This window comes from Parashewanella spongiae, from assembly GCF_004358345.1.
Taxonomy (GTDB): domain Bacteria; phylum Pseudomonadota; class Gammaproteobacteria; order Enterobacterales; family Shewanellaceae; genus Parashewanella; species Parashewanella spongiae.
The window spans coordinates 1,196,080-1,211,005 of the sequence record NZ_CP037952.1; the positions used below are offsets into that span (position 1 = coordinate 1,196,080).

18 protein-coding genes are annotated in these 14,926 nt (G+C 38.6%); 11 read left to right on the forward strand and 7 right to left on the reverse strand.

All coding sequences use genetic code 11. The features are described 5' to 3' along the window. Positions 1 to 20: 20 nt before the first annotated feature. The 3 genes from E2I05_RS04385 to E2I05_RS04395 form a co-directional block, all read right to left on the reverse strand. Positions 21 to 857 carry a Fic family protein gene (locus tag E2I05_RS04385; RefSeq protein ID WP_243641162.1) on the reverse strand — a complete coding sequence of 279 codons (837 nt, stop codon included), beginning with the start codon at positions 855 to 857 and terminating at the stop codon, positions 21 to 23. 250 nt (positions 858 to 1,107) lie between these two features. Then, positions 1,108 to 2,243 (reverse strand): IS630 family transposase gene (locus E2I05_RS04390; RefSeq protein ID WP_133309486.1). Its coding sequence is split into 2 segments (ribosomal slippage): positions 1,108 to 1,820 and positions 1,820 to 2,243, totalling 1,137 coding nucleotides; the frame shifts between segments, so codons are not numbered across the junction. 33 nt (positions 2,244 to 2,276) lie between these two features. Then, positions 2,277 to 2,573 (reverse strand): Fic/DOC family N-terminal domain-containing protein, encoded by a 297-nt coding sequence (locus tag E2I05_RS04395; protein ID WP_243641177.1) that lies wholly within the window; start codon positions 2,571 to 2,573, stop codon positions 2,277 to 2,279. Positions 2,574 to 2,905: 332 nt separating this feature from the next. Between E2I05_RS04395 and E2I05_RS04400 the strand changes: the two genes are divergently transcribed. The 8 genes from E2I05_RS04400 (at position 2,906) to E2I05_RS04440 (ending at position 9,331) form a co-directional block, all read left to right on the forward strand. Next, positions 2,906 to 3,172, forward strand: a complete 267-nt coding sequence (locus E2I05_RS04400; RefSeq protein ID WP_121855322.1) for a type II toxin-antitoxin system TacA family antitoxin — start codon at positions 2,906 to 2,908, stop codon at positions 3,170 to 3,172. A 170-nt stretch (positions 3,173 to 3,342) separates the two neighbouring features. After that, positions 3,343 to 4,904 (forward strand): IS3 family transposase gene (locus tag E2I05_RS04410; RefSeq protein ID WP_425325188.1). Its coding sequence is split into 2 segments (ribosomal slippage): positions 3,343 to 3,823 and positions 3,823 to 4,904, totalling 1,563 coding nucleotides; the frame shifts between segments, so codons are not numbered across the junction. A 5-nt stretch (positions 4,905 to 4,909) separates the two neighbouring features. After that, positions 4,910 to 5,389 carry a GNAT family N-acetyltransferase gene (locus E2I05_RS04415; protein WP_121855263.1) on the forward strand — a complete coding sequence of 160 codons (480 nt, stop codon included), beginning with the start codon at positions 4,910 to 4,912 and terminating at the stop codon, positions 5,387 to 5,389. 289 nt (positions 5,390 to 5,678) lie between these two features. Continuing rightward, a complete protein-coding gene (locus tag E2I05_RS04420) occupies positions 5,679 to 5,999 on the forward strand; it encodes a type II toxin-antitoxin system HigB family toxin (protein WP_121855262.1) in 321 nt (106 codons plus the stop codon). A 22-nt stretch (positions 6,000 to 6,021) separates the two neighbouring features. Further along, positions 6,022 to 6,438 carry a helix-turn-helix domain-containing protein gene (locus E2I05_RS04425; RefSeq protein WP_121855261.1) on the forward strand — a complete coding sequence of 139 codons (417 nt, stop codon included), beginning with the start codon at positions 6,022 to 6,024 and terminating at the stop codon, positions 6,436 to 6,438. Between the two features lie 263 nt (positions 6,439 to 6,701). After that, positions 6,702 to 7,223, forward strand: coding sequence for a plasmid mobilization relaxosome protein MobC (mobC, locus tag E2I05_RS04430; protein ID WP_121855260.1), 522 nt, complete (start codon positions 6,702 to 6,704; stop codon positions 7,221 to 7,223). Next, positions 7,216 to 7,752, forward strand: a complete 537-nt coding sequence (locus E2I05_RS04435; RefSeq protein WP_121855259.1) for a relaxase/mobilization nuclease domain-containing protein — start codon at positions 7,216 to 7,218, stop codon at positions 7,750 to 7,752. The genes mobC and E2I05_RS04435 overlap by 8 nt, the downstream gene beginning before the upstream one ends. 109 nt (positions 7,753 to 7,861) lie before the next feature. Continuing rightward, on the forward strand, positions 7,862 to 9,331 hold the full coding sequence (locus E2I05_RS04440) for an ISKra4 family transposase (protein ID WP_133309488.1): 1,470 nt from the start codon (positions 7,862 to 7,864) through the stop codon (positions 9,329 to 9,331). Positions 9,332 to 9,341: 10 nt separating this feature from the next. Here E2I05_RS04440 and E2I05_RS04445 read toward each other — a convergent pair whose 3' ends face one another. The 3 genes from E2I05_RS04445 to E2I05_RS04455 form a co-directional block, all read right to left on the reverse strand. Beyond that, positions 9,342 to 9,908 (reverse strand): hypothetical protein, encoded by a 567-nt coding sequence (locus E2I05_RS04445; protein WP_121855306.1) that lies wholly within the window; start codon positions 9,906 to 9,908, stop codon positions 9,342 to 9,344. 149 nt (positions 9,909 to 10,057) lie between these two features. Next, positions 10,058 to 10,432, reverse strand: a complete 375-nt coding sequence (locus E2I05_RS04450; RefSeq protein ID WP_121855305.1) for a VapC50 family PIN domain-containing toxin — start codon at positions 10,430 to 10,432, stop codon at positions 10,058 to 10,060. A gap of 114 nt (positions 10,433 to 10,546) precedes the next feature. Next, the gene (locus E2I05_RS04455; protein WP_133309489.1) at positions 10,547 to 12,052 is read right to left on the reverse strand and encodes a transposase; all 1,506 of its coding nucleotides are present in this window, start codon (positions 12,050 to 12,052) and stop codon (positions 10,547 to 10,549) included. Positions 12,053 to 12,173: 121 nt separating this feature from the next. Between E2I05_RS04455 and E2I05_RS04460 the strand changes: the two genes are divergently transcribed. From E2I05_RS04460 to E2I05_RS04470, 3 genes are all read left to right on the forward strand, one after another. Next, on the forward strand, positions 12,174 to 12,446 hold the full coding sequence (locus tag E2I05_RS04460; protein ID WP_121854167.1) for a transposase: 273 nt from the start codon (positions 12,174 to 12,176) through the stop codon (positions 12,444 to 12,446). A gap of 176 nt (positions 12,447 to 12,622) precedes the next feature. Then, positions 12,623 to 13,249 (forward strand): nuclease-related domain-containing protein, encoded by a 627-nt coding sequence (locus tag E2I05_RS04465; protein WP_279387044.1) that lies wholly within the window; start codon positions 12,623 to 12,625, stop codon positions 13,247 to 13,249. 36 nt (positions 13,250 to 13,285) lie between these two features. Further along, a complete protein-coding gene (locus E2I05_RS04470; protein ID WP_121854900.1) occupies positions 13,286 to 13,726 on the forward strand; it encodes a GNAT family N-acetyltransferase in 441 nt (146 codons plus the stop codon). A gap of 38 nt (positions 13,727 to 13,764) precedes the next feature. Here the strand turns inward: E2I05_RS04470 and E2I05_RS04475 are convergent, their stop codons facing one another. Beyond that, positions 13,765 to 14,712, reverse strand: coding sequence for a hypothetical protein (locus tag E2I05_RS04475; protein WP_121854901.1), 948 nt, complete (start codon positions 14,710 to 14,712; stop codon positions 13,765 to 13,767). Positions 14,713 to 14,926 lie beyond the last annotated feature (214 nt).

Sequence of the window (14,926 nt, forward strand, 5' to 3'; positions counted from 1 at the left end):
GAAAACATCTTAACTAAATTCTAAACAAGCCTTGTAAGTATGTCACAAAGGGGTTGATTCATATAATAATTAACCCTACCTACTTTGTGTTTCTTTAAAAAACCATGCTCTACCAATTGCTCTAGATATTTAGTTGCAGTAATTCTAGTTACGCCTAAATCATCCATCACAAATTCAATTTTTGTGTAAGGGTGATTAAACAAATTATTCAATAAATCTTGGCTATAGATTTTTGTTAAATCATTACGCATTCGATGCTTGTATTCCGACATCAGCACTTTCATTTCTGTAATAAGCTGAATCGTATTTTTTGCGGTATCGACAATACCTGTCAAAATATACAAAAACCAAGGCTCCCAGTTTCCAGAGTCTCGAACATCCTGCAGTTTTTGATAATAATCAGATTTATTCTGAATGATAAATCTACTCAAATAAAGCACTGGTAGATTTAATAAATCTTGTGCCACTAGATACAAGATATTGATGATTCGACCTGTTCTGCCATTACCATCATAAAATGGGTGTATGCTCTCAAACTGGTGGTGAATAATTGCCATTTTTACAAGTGGATCTGCATCGCACAATGTATCGTCATTGATATACTGGACTAAATTATCCATCAATTCAGCAATATCATCTGCGTGCTGCGGAGGAGTATAAATTACCTCCCCTGTTCGAGCGTTTTTAAGATCGGTTCCCGGCAGCTTTCTCAAGCCAGCATTATTATGTTCAAGGTGTTGCTGTACCGATAAAATGTCATCTAAACGAATAATTTTCTGTTTTCTGACGTTCTCAAATCCCTGTTTCAAAGCAAACGCATAATCTTGAACTTCTTTTGTGGCTAGTAGTCCATTCATATGAATTCTACAGTTAAAGCTGTTCTGGTAAACCATAGTCATAGGAGAGCTAAGAATCATATATCGATATTTATTGTTTTAAACTCTTACTTAACTTTTGTTCACAATCAATTGACAAATAAGTGATATCTGAACAAAACACCTCCTCCCACCCCTTGGCAAGTCAGTAGGATTCTAGCTTTTCATGCTTTGATTAACGAATGTGTAACTGGATTTCGTTAATCAGTGAACTTCTGTTAAAAGGCTCACTTTACTCTGGGAGTACGGGGTAAAGTTTCTTTAATTTTATACGTGCCTCCTCAGTCGTGAACTGCCAGTTCATCTTAGCCTTGGACTCATTACGCTCGGTAACCCAGGCTTCGACTTCAGTATTTAGTGTTTCCTGATCGGGTATTCTTCGGTTTAAGCATTGCCTGCTCAAGATACTTAATTCAATTTCAGCCATATCCAACCAACTTCCGTGCTTTGGCGTGTAATGAAATTCTATTTTATTGATCAACCTACGAGCTTCTTCTGGTTCGAAGGCCTTATAAAATGAAGCCGGTGTATGAGTATTCAAGTTATCCTCAACTAATACAATTGTCTCAGCGTCCTTATAACGCCCGTCTACTAAGGCTTTTACTTGATGAGCCCAATCAATGGCCGTTCTGTGTTCAGTGACTTCAACATGTCGCCAGCCCGCTAAAGGCTCAAATATCATGAACAGGTTGCTGACACCGTTACGCTCATACTCTGTATCGTATCGCTCTGGATAACCTGAAACTAAGGGTAACGGATTGCGAACTTCTTTAACTTGTTGTTTGCTGGTTTCATCAAGGCATACTAAAGGACGCTTAGGATTGTAAGGAAGTTTATAGAGTTCTAATATATCTTCCATAGCACTCACGAAAGCAGCGTTTTCCTCTTTAGGTATACACCACTCTTCTTTAAGCCATGGTTTAAGTTCGTTTTTTTTAAAGCATAATGAACAGAAGTTCTTGATATGTTATCGATATATTTGAGTTCAATCATCTTGTCTCTAAGAAGATTTAATGTCCAACGGCAACGTCCTTCAGGAGGCGTAGAGCAGGCCAGTGCAATTAGGTGGGCTTCGGCTTCGCCATCCATTATGCGTCTGCGGCCTTGATGGCTGTGTTTGCTATTCACAGCGACTTCTAATCCTTCTTCGACAAAACGCTTTCTAAGGCTCGTTACTGCAAGTGGTGAGATGTTTAGTGCTTTAGCAATCTGTTGATTGGTCAGTGGCGAATTATTCTCATCAATAGCAAGTAAAATTTGGGCGTGTCGTTTCTTATGTTGAGCAACACGTGGTTTCTTCTGCTTTATCAAAGCCTCAAGCATTGAACGTTCTTCATTACTCAAACGAACGTGGTATTTAACCCTCATAACAACTCCAGTGTTTCTTGTGTTCAGGAGTTGTTAGGATATAACCATTCGGTCATTATTTGTTCTTGAATGGACTACTAGGTTAGTTACCACTTCTTCAAATAGATTCGCTTTATACAGCTCATCATGCGTTGTCACGATATTTTCAACTTCTGAACTGTCCTTTGCTTCCTGCAAAGATAGCGTATTGATCAGAATAGCTTCATTAGGGATACTTGCTGCAATGCCTTTTAGTTCTGCTAAGTAACGATGAGCTTCAGCTGATTTTTTTAAAACAACTCTGGTTTCCCATTGCTCAATGTTAATAAGTGGTAACGATGATATAGGCATTTTTAGTAGCCCTTAAGCTCATATTCGATAACTTGAATTATATGTATAGAAAATCGATTTTTCTATACATATAGCAAGAGATATGTATAGAAAATCGATTTTTTTATACATGTTAGCTAAAACATACATAGAAAAGTAAAAAAAATATACATATGCTGACCTTCATGTATAGAAACAGCAAAAATCTTCAACTTACAGCTTGGCTATGTCATAAATAATTCGACGTTTGTTAAAAACAAATAATTACGGAATCACTCCGTATAATTGCCTTATCTATACTTTAACTTTATACTTATGCCATCCGTATGACCTCCGTACAACAGGAGACTATTATGGCAACTGCACGTTTAGATATTAGGCTTGATGAAAAGATCAAAGCTAAAGCAGAAAAAGCCTCAGCACTACTAGGGTTAAAAAGCCTTACTGAATATATCGTGAAACTGATGGATGAAGATGCAACTCACGTAATTGCTGAGCATGAAAGTATTACTGTCGAAGACAATATTTTTGATCAATTTCTTGCTGCATGTGATAAGGCGCAAGAACCAAACACTGCGTTATTAGATGCAGCGAAGTTTACCAAGGACAGTGGTTTTTAAGTGGACTACTCAAAAACCTTTGAAGAGTTAAGTAAATCAAAACATGATCGTAAATCATTCGATTGTGGTGAAGAGGAGCTTAATGACTTTATCCCCCTGTGTCAGACTTGTTGTCACTCCTAAAATTTAATCAATTTAAACTGTTTAGGGAGCGGAAGTTAGACACCTAAATGACACATTATTCAATTGAACGTAAAGAAGCTGTACTGAGTAAAATGCTTCCTCCACACAATATGACAATCGCTGCGATTTCAAGAGAAGAAGGCATTTCTGTACATACCCTGTATTATTGGCGAGATAAAGCAAAAGAAGCAGGACATCCAGTGCCAGGGAAAACCTTAAATACAGACAATTGGTCAGCCGAAGCAAAGCTAGCTGTTGTCATTGAAACCGCAATAATGACTGAATCTCAGTTAAATCAGTATTGTCGTGAGAAAGGAATATTTAAAGAGCAAGTCAAGCAATGGAAACAAGATTGCCTCGGTGGTTTTCAGTCAAGCACAGCGCAAAAAGTAAAAGCAAAAAAACAGGCTAAACTCGACAAATCTGAGATTAAATCACTGAAATTAGATCTAAGACGAAAGGAAAAAGCCTTAGCAGAAACAACGGCTTTGTTGGTGCTAAGAAAAAAGCTCAACCTCTTATGGGAGGACGAAAACGAGGAGAATTAACGCCACTGAATCTAAGGCAGCAACTTATCGAATTAATCCAAGAAGCGTGCCGTGCAGGTGCGAGACTAGAACCTGCTTGTAAGGAAGTTCCGTTGAGCAAAAGAACCTATCGCCGTTGGTATAAAGATGGTCAAGTTCAAAAAGATTTGCGCCCTGACTCGGTTCGCCCCGAGCCTCAAAGCAAGTTGTCTGAGCAGGAACGTCAGCTGATTTTAGATACCTGTAATCAAAATGAATATGCCAGTTTGCCACCGTCACAAATTGTTCCGTCTTTGTTGGATAAAGGGATTTATATTGCGTCAGAGTCGAGCTTCTATCGAGTGCTAAAGCAACATAACCAACTTAATCGTCGAGGCCGAGAAAAAGAAGTGAAAAAGAGAAGCAAACCAAAGAGCTACAAGGCATCAAAGCCGAATCAGATTTGGTCATGGGACATCACTTATTGTGCGTCGATCATCAAAGGTAAGTTCTATTATCTGTATATGTTTGAAGATATTTACAGCCGAAAAATAGTTGGTTATGAAGTCCATGAACAAGAGTGTGGAATTAAGGCCGCAGAGCTTATACAGAGGACGATGTTACGAGAGCAATGCTTTAATACACCACTGATTTTGCACTCAGATAATGGTGCGCCAATGAAGTCTTTTACTATGAAAGCAAAGCTAGAAGAATTAGGCGTTACACCATCATTGAGTCGCCCAAGTGTGAGTAATGATAATCCTTACTCTGAAGCATTATTCAGAACATTAAAGTACCGCCCAGACTGGCCGGCGAAAGGTTTCGCAAGCTTAGAAGAGGCTCAAGATTGGGTTGAAAGCTTTGTACAGTGGTACAACAAAGAACATAAACACAGCAAGATCAATTACGTCACCCCTCAAGAGAGGCATGAAGAGAGAGACAATTTGGTATTAATGAAGCGAAAAGAAGTATTGAAGTCTGCAAAAGCTGAGCATCCATCTCGCTGGTCGGGTGATGTTAGGAACTGCGAACCTGCTGGGGATGTGATGTTAAACCCAGATAATGAAAACGATACTGAGAAAGATGAAAAAAATGTAGCTTAAATTTCATGCAAAGAGTGACAACTGTCTTGCAAAACACCGTTATCAAAACTAAAGCGATGAAACATATGCAGGCTGGTATTAGCAGAACCATGATACTGCCTGCAAAACTTCCATTACTGAATCAAAAGTATCCAATTTGCTCATTTTACTCCATTGCTCCCAGCAGTATTAACAGAAGCACTTTACCTGAGAAGTACGGAAAAAAACTACCTCACTATCCAATTCCTGTTTTTCTTATTGCTCAGCTTGCTGTTCATAAAGAATTTCACAGTACAGGTTTAGGAAAAATAAGCCTTATTAAAGCCCTAGAATATTTATGGGAAGTGAATGCTCATATGAGGGCTTTTGCTGTTGTCGTAGATTGTTTAAATGATGCTGCACAAAACTTTTACGCCAAATATGGTTTTGAGGTATTGTGTGACCACAATGGTCGTACGAGAATGTATCTTCCAATGAAGACTGTTAAGCAGATATTTGAGCCATAACTTACACTGTTTATAGAAATTTTTGGAAATAACTCATGTCCACAAAGTGTCCACACAGCCGCTACCTGATGCTCTCCGATGGTACGCATAGACATTATAAGTTATTGAAAATGCTCTATAACGCCCATGAAACGGTTACTAAAATAAAATGTAGGCGACAAAATGGCGGCAGCGAGAAAGTTTGTGGCGGTCAAAGATCACCTAAGTGAACTTTCATTAATATTTCTACCTTGCATAATCTCCAACAAGCCCCTACAATGTTCACATAATGTGAACACCAAAATAAATCATGCACGTCGTAAAAAAAGAAGCTTTTGAAACAGCAAAAATTCTGCATCCGAAATATGCAAAAGCTATTGATGATACATATAAGGTACTGGATAAAAGTAAGCCCAAAAACCCAGATGAACTAAAAAAGTTATTCCCGAGTCTCGATAACTTTAAGTATGTAGATAAATGGTATGTGATAGACATTGGTGGAAAAAAACTCAGATTAATTGCTTTTATTACTTTTTTAGGTGATGGGCACTTCTATGTTAGGCATATTTGTACTCATGCCGAATACGACAAAATTGTTGATGAATACAGAACAAAAAGCAAAAAGAAGTAACCTAAATCCGTCGAGGTATATTATGAACTTACATGAAATGGTAACAGCTGCTAATAACGCTTTCATAGCGTTACCTTGGATTGCAGGGATTCAAAGCCGAGATCAATATGACGAGCTAATGGAGCTTGCTGATGAACTTGTAGAAGACTATGAAAAAAATCATACCTTGATTGAGCTATTGCTCCCTGTTATTCATAAGTACGAAGAAGAAGCTGACGAATTTAAAGAGTTTAAAAAAGATATCGACGCCATTGACCCAGCCATCGCTATGTTGAGAGTCATTATCGATCAACATCAATTAACTTATAGCGACTTTAAAAATGAAATTGGGGGAAAGTCTCTCGTATCTATGATACTAAATGGTGAGCGCTCATTAACGCTTAGCCATATTAAAGCCTTATCTTTACGATTTGGAATCGATAAGGCGATGTTTATTTAAGCCATAAAAATTAAATGAACTCTTTAATCAACAGCTATTTTTTATTCCAATGGAGCTAACGAGTACCATAACAAACTAGCCTCATCTTCTTCCTCTAATTTCTAATGCAGGATTCGCAAAAAGATGGCATTTAGTACCAAAGTTGCTGGCATTTGGTACTAAAGCCATTTTTCATCTTCAAAGCACATTCCTAAACCTAGCAATTTTAAAAAAAGCATGACATAACGATAGTTGCCCTCTCTTGTGATTTTAGGAATAAAAATATGGGAGTCAATTTAACTAAAACTCTGTTATCTGAAGTTGAAAAATCTAACTGGAAAAACTTCTGTAATTCGCATGGAATGAGCGAAGCAGAAATGTTGCGGATGTTGATCAATCGAGTATCACCTGAAGCTTCAAATACCGATCACTTTCGTGAGAACCGAAACGACAAAGTTACTGTCAGGCTCTCAAATGAGAACCACAAAAAGCTCAGCTATCGAGCGAAGTCAGAAGGCTACCTAAGTGACACAAGTTGGGTAAATGCTTCCGTCATGGCAAATTTGTACCGTGAGCCAATACTCACTCAAGAAGAAATGGGAGTTTTACGAGATTCCAACCGCCAACTTGCAGCTATTGGCCGAAACCTAAATCAAATAGCCAGAGTGCTTAATATTGAATTCAGAGAAAGTGACAAGATCACTAAATCAATGATTCAAGGTTTATCAGAGCAAATTAACGAACATAAAAATAAAGTCTACAAACTGCTCCACCAAAACCGACATCGCTGGAATATTCATGACTAACCTATTGCGAGATCAAATATCTGGCTTACTTTCTGGTGATGTGAGGCTCAAATCTAACCGTATAAAATCACTTCGGCATTACAATAAAAAACCGCCTGAAGTTATGGTTAAAATCAGCGGCCATTGCAAAAACATGGCGCATATTCAAAGCCACTTTGAGTACATCAGTCGTAACGGCCAGCTTGATGTTGAAGACGAGCTTGGACAAGTTTACCAAGACACTGACGACTTACATCAAATGGCAAAACAATGGTGCAGCGATACCAGTTCAACCAAGCCAAACACACGCCATACGACTCATATAGTGCTTTCCATGCCCAACGGCACTGAACCTTATGCCGTAAAAAAAGCCGCCAGAGCTTTTGCTAAAAATACCTTTGCTGACAATTACCAATATGTCTTTGCCTTACACACTGACACCGACAGCCCACACGTTCACCTCACTATTAAAAACTTAGGTTTTGATGGTAAACGATTGCATATTAGAAAGGGATTGGGTGTAGATCTTTTAGATCGACGAAAAGCATGAAAAGATCATTCATTATCAATTGGATGGGTTTAATAAATGGTGCAAAAGGAGCAATTTTATAGTACTTATCAGTTTGCAAACACAACAAGTCTATAAAAAGGCTCCTTTCATGAAACTAGCATACTCAAACTCACTCGAATTTTCATTCTTTTCTGAAGCCAAATTGAAATTTGAGCGTATTATTTCGCACCTCGAAGACAAACAAGTTAAGAAAGAGAGCCATGGAGAAGTTGAAGCCTATATCGATACCGAAGGAACTGAGTTGTTGCGGTGTTTATTGCAGGGTTTCTTAGATATCAAAACCGCTGAAGAGCCCCGTCAGCAAGTTTGTTCCAACCGTGACATTGCATTGAATCATTTGAAAAATAACTGCAAACGAAATTTAGAAAGTTTATTTGGTACCGTAACGATGCATCGAAAAGGTTACAGTCAACGTCGGTGTGATAACGTGTTTCCAATGGATGGTGAGCTGAATCTTTCGAAAGACAAATACTCTGATGGTGTACGCCTAAGACTCGCTACAGAAGCAGTCCAAGGCTCATATGATGATGCAGTAAGCTCAATAGATACCACCACAGATGCGCACGTGCCCAAGCGACAAGCAAGGCAAATTGTGCAGGATATTGCACAAGATTTTGATGGTTTTTATCTCCAGCAGAGATACCTTAAGCCAGAAAACACATCTGATTTACTGGTATTGACTATGGATGGAAAAGGCATCGTTATGCAACCTAATAGCTTGAGAGAGGGCACGCAAAAAGCAGTGAAACAACAGAAGCTCAAAGGACGCCTAAGTGCTGGAGAAAAAAAAGACCGCAAACGAATGGCAGAAGTTGCAGCGGTATACACCACCAAGCCTTTGCATCGTACCCCAGAATCAATCATGTCTAGAAATGATAATTCAAATGTTCGTCCATTACGTGTGCCACCAAGAAATAAACGTGTGTGGTCAAGCGTAGAAAGAAGCGCTGCGACTGTGATTGAAGAAGCATTTTTAGAAGCTCTGGAACGAGACCCAACTCAAAGCCGTCAGTGGGTTGTACTCGTTGATGGTCATCCTCATCAGCTAAAACAAATTTATCGGGTGATGAAGAAACTCAACATCAATGCAACGGTGGTCATGGATTTCATCCATGTGCTTGAATATCTCTGGAAAGCGGCGTGGTGCTTATTTGAAAAAGATGATCCAGAAGTCGAAGATTGGATAGAAAAGCGAGCGACTGAAATCTTACGAGGTAATGCGTCACAAGTAGCAAAAGGCCTTGGGATCAGTGCAACAAAACGGAAATTAAAACAACGAGAAGGCATTAATAAGTGCATCGGTTATCTATTGAAAAATAAATCAAGATTAGAATACGGTAAAGCGTTAGAGCAGGGTTTCCCAATTGCTAGCGGTGTCATTGAGGGAGCTTGTCGTCATCTGATTAATGATAAGTTGGATATCACTGGAGCGAGATGGAGCCTTGAAGGTGCAGAAGCTATATTAAAACTTAGGTCGTTAAGATCGAGTGGTGATCTTGAAGAGTATTGGGAGTATCACAAAAAGCAATCCAAACAGAGGTTATACAGATATGGATAACTTCGTCGTTTTAAAAGACCCACACCCAAACAAAATACCCACCTAAATCAATTCCTGCCTTTCCAATCAACCAATTTAAATGTTTTTCGCAATCTCTTATTTGGAGTAAAGATGACTGAATCACTACAACATGGTTGTCAAAAACCGCAAAATACATTATTGAATCTAAAAACTGTCTTCTCTTTCCATCATCCGTTTTAGGTGGTGCAACTTGTTCAATGGAAAGGTGCTTAGCGTTATCATCAACTGTAACCATTGATTTAAAAGCACCATCAGAATAACGAACTACTTCACCAAATAAAATCCCATAAGTTGTTACATAATGGTTAATAAAAACTTTTACTTGCTCAAGCCCTTCTTCTTCCCCTGCCATATCATCAACATTGATTAATTGATAGCGATCTTTAACTAGAGGAACTGAGTTTAATGCTGCTGTTAGATATGATTGTAACGTAGAAGTATTAATATCCTCACTACATTTAGCTCTTCTATAATGTAGCATCTTTGACTTGTACTCAATTTCATCCTTCATAGATATTCCATTCTGCTTAAAAATAACAAAGGCAATAAAGCCCATGTTTAAATCATCCTCATCAAAAGATGACGTGCATAATGGATTGAAAAACTTAAAAAATCAAGTGATTAGCATGATTTTACTGAACACCTAGAACTAATTGATTCAGCGCAATTCCTTTGAATTATAATAAGCCGTACCACATCAAAATATCAAATCGTAATGGCAAAACTTCTTAGCTTCGAAACAAAGTTAGGTAGCTTCTGCCGTTGCAAACAATCGAGGTATTCATTGGCTGTTAAAGCTGGTTTTCTTAGACTAGCTCTATGCTTTCGAGCTGCTTCAATAACTTTGCTCGCATCCAGTTCAAACATATCACTTAAGAATTCATCTGGATGAACAGCATATATATCGTATACATCAAGTGCTGAAGAAGGAAAGTCTTTGAGGTTGAATGTAATGATTGACTCAGCTTGCCCTTTGATTGCAGCAGCTACTACATGTCTATCATCAACATCTGGCAGAGTGATCCCGTCTATTAGGGTTTCGTAGCCTTCAATCAAACAATCAGGAATATGAGAGTTCATTAGCTTCCGCAGGACTGATCAAAACATAGGTCTTAAAGGTAACAAATCAAAGAGAGATCGCCAGCTCAACCTCAGTTGAACCGCTACCGTAAATCACACAAAGTTTGTGAGTGCTTAGTGGTGTAAATCCGAAGGTGGAAAATTCAGCATTGTTAGCCAGTCATCAACTTTTTTCCCTGTGATATTCTGATACGATGAAGTTCCTTTATGTTTCCCCCAGCGTCTTGAGCGAAGGTTGTACCAAGCTTTAAATAACTCGAGGAAACCTTGATTGACTCCTTTACGGACATAAAGGTAAGACCGTAGAGTGGCATTAAATCCTTCAATGGCACTTGATGCTCTGTGGCGAGTTTGATGCAACGCTTCCACTTGCAGCATAAGTTCGCTGGCACTCTTGCCTAAACGGAGTCGCAACCACTGATAACTGCCAACTAATTCTTTCTGATACCGCGCTATTTTCCAAGGTTTAGCTTTTCGTAATTGGCGCTTTCGTTCAGAGAAGCGACAAGCCACTTCAACGCATTCTTGAGGATAAAGTTCGCCAAGTTTCAGTAACTTTTCGTGAAGTGCTTGAGTTGCTAATGTCAGTCCTTTCAAACGATTTTTTATGTATCTAGCAGCGGTGATGCCATCTTTATGCTCAGTATTTTTTAAGCCATCAACAGCCTTCGTTAGCAAGGCTTCAGCCTGTTTTTTCGTCATGAGGCTACCCGTTTTCATGGAAATACTGGTCAAAGCTTGGTGGAGATGATTTCTGCTTTTCGTTCCACTTTCATATTGCTCAATCGCTTGCTCACATTTCGCTTGCACGCCTAAGAAATCAACCATTGCCTGCTGCTTTTTTTCTGTATCGAATACATCTTTATGCAATCTTTTTTCCAAACTAGCCTCTTTATCAATGTAGTAGTACGCCCGACGTTCAACCTTTCTCAGCGCCTTACCTACGATATACAACGCATGGAAAGCATCATCACGTTGCTCTGCATGTTCAAAGCTCATGCTAACGCCTTTCGCTATTCCTTTTGCTCCATCTTTAACGACGTGCTGAGGTGATAATCCTTGTGATTTAGCTTCACCTAAAACTCGTGCCCAAGTTTCACCGTCACGCTTTTGTTCGTGAGAGAGTGAAAATAAATAACCACTTTCGAGATCTATCCCAGCAAGTACGGGGTCACCTTGGCTGAACATCTCATCGATGGCCACACTCTTTATGGCTGATAGCGACACTTTTTCGTTAAATAACTTAGCCTGCTCTTGAGCTTCAACGATAACGCCTTGAATGTAACCGTAACTGACTTTACAGCCTGGATAAATGAGTGGGATTTGTTCTTCAATTGCTCGAATAGAGTTAGGTGCTGTGATTGATAAAGCCACAATAGAACGGCGAAGATGTGGTACGTCAACATTTACAGATGTAATGACATCAGATTCGTCGTTGGTAGTAACAAGGCACTTTAGTGCCGATTGAGCCGCATATTTAGCGGAGTAAACGGCTTTACGAGAAACATTAAATTCATCAGAAAGAGAAGAAACTGCACCATGCACTTGGCAAGCGATAGTTTTTAAGAGAAGATCGAATTTGTCTGAGGAGTTAAGCGGTGTTCGGTCGAGTATCGGCATTTTATTGAAAAATTAAAACCACGTCCTGTGGGCGTGGTAATCAGCGGCAGGCTATGCCTGTAGCATCTACCCATGTTAAGACTTTTCTCGTTGTCCCCACAACAGAGAAAGGATCTATAACATGAGTAGATTTGAAAAATTATCGCACGTTTTATGGCATTGCCAATATCACATTGTTTGGGTTCCCAAGTATCGATTTAGAATACTAAAGGGCAGAACAGCAATAAGGATATTTAAACAGTTCCCACATATACGGAAAAAGCCATATTGGGGCAATCATTTTTGGGCTAAAGGGTATTGTGTTGATACAGTAGGCATAGACGCAGAAATGATAAGAAAGTATGTCAAATATCAGGAAAAGCTTGAAAAGCGACAAGAAAGATTTGATTTTTAATTCGTAAGTATCGGGGACAACAGCTTGCCTTCTAAGAGGGCAAGCACCAGCCCCCTTATAGGGGGCAAAAAGCAAAGCCACCTTCTAAGAAGGTGGATTCTTTAACTTTGAGAATAGTTTTAGTCGGCTTATTATCTCAATAAATAACGTTTTTCTCCTCAGATTTTCTCATTTATTTGTTACCCGTATCTGATGGGTTCCAAAATGTCACGTTACCAACTGAAGATGGTTCGACTCAGATTGATCATATTATTGTGTCGAAATTTGGCATTTTTGTGATTGAAACTAAAAATATGAAAGGCTGGATTTTTGGTAGTGCTCACCAAAAGGTCTGGACGCAAAAAATCTTTAAGCACACGTCAAAATTTCAAAATCCACTGCATCAAAACTATAAACATATTAAAACACTTCAATCTTGTTTAGGGATTGAAGGTGATAATGTGTTTTCTGTGATTATTTTTATCGGAGATAGTCACTTTAAAACAGAGATGCCTGAGAATGTGACTTTTGCTAGAGGTGGTATTGAATACATCAAGAGCAAAAATGACATCGTTTTTTCAGATGAACAGGTTTCAGGCTTCATCAAACAAAATGAATCAGGTCGATTACAACCGAGTATTAAAACCAACATACAGCACACAAAGCATGTAAAAGAAATTGTTCGTAATAAAAACGATAACAAAATATGCTCAAGGTGTGGTTCTGCAATGGTATTACGTAAAGCGGCTAAAGGTAAAAATGCTGGTAATAAATTTTGGGGATGCAGTGCATTTCCCAAATGTCGGAATGTTGTAGCTGCTTGATTAGGTGGAGTCATCAAATATAAAAAAGGAACCGTTTTGAATCTGTCATTACAACCCATAACCAAACAAAACTACGAAGCTGTATGTGAACTTGATGTGACCAAAGAGCAAGAGGATAATGTGGCATCAAATATGTGGTCAATTGTCGAGTCTAAGTTCAATGAGGGTTATGAAACAAGAGCTATATATCAAGGCGAAGAGCCTGTTGGCTTTTTTATGTGGGTAAAAGAGTCAGCTGACAAGGTTTCAATCTGGCGGTTTATGATCGACAAAAGTCATCAAAATAAAGGTCTTGGTCGCAAAGCACTTGAACTCGCTTTGAATGAAATTAAGCAAGATTCTAATACCAAAGTGATAGAGATTTGTTATGACCCAAGCAATCCCGTTGCTAAGGATTTTTATTCCAGTTTTGGCTTCAATGAAGTTGGAATGGATGATTACAACGAAGATATGTTAGCGGTAATTAAATTAGGTTGATGTGTAAATGACCGCATCAACCTAATTCGTAGAAACTGTTAGTTTAATTCCGGTGCTTTCCAAGTAAATTCATCAGGTTGTTCATGAACTTTTCTTGGCTGAGTGATATCAGTTATATCAACAGTTTGAAACCATTCTGGAAAATACGGGTGGTCAGGGAAAGTGTAGCCAAGCTCTCGTCTCGCACATTGAGCTAGTCCAATCAGGTCTAATGGAAAGTCCAACTGCCTATAATCACGCTTTTTACTATAGGCAGCATAACGTTTTATGGCATCCGCCACCGCTTCTTGATACTTTTCTTGCCCTCGTTGACAGAAAACTGCCATCATTACATTCATTAATGGAATATCTAACGCTTCAATATGAGGTACTGAATCTCCTGGGGGGTTCGTCGGAAACTCAATACTCATATACTCTTTTAAAGCAATTTCAATTCGAGTTCCATCAAAGCTTAGCAATGCCTGCATCAGGTCAAACTCAGAATATTTAAACGGCGACATATACTGTACATTTTCATCTAGTGCTATGTCATTTTTAGAGAATTGCTTTAATAATTCGAGCCCTTGTTTATCATTAAAGAAAAGTGCCATTGTTACAGCTTTTAGCCAATCACCATTCCGTAAATATGAATTTAACTGTCTACCTTTCCTATTAATCCTTATACCATCGAAAGCTAATTCAAATGGATGTGAGATATCTGGATGAAGATGCACTTTAAAATGTGTGAGTATTCCTTGGTAATAATGATTTAACCACCAAAGACTTTCAGAATACGGTCTATCATAGTGAATAGAGTATGCAAATCCATAGAGGTAGCTATTTCCCATATTAAATTCATATGAGTCGCTTGATACAAGACTTTCTAATCTAGCTTTTGATTCCTGTTGATTTTTATACCCTCTAGTCATTCTCCATAATTGCTCTTCATAAACGAAGCTTGGATAATAATCAGGATCTTCTTTACGAAGTTTATTGAAATGATGCACTCGTATTCCCATCTGAGCCTCACTGAAATTTTAGCTGTATATAAAAAGAAAGAATTAATTTTTGATGCTAGTTTTTGAGTCAAAAAAATCCACTTACGAGATCTTTTCATCAAAAACTTTTAGCTGTGTGGACACTTGGTGGAGGCGGCGGGACTTGAACCCGCGTCCAGAAAGCCTACATCCTTTCCATGCCACCTTAAAACAATCACTTAGC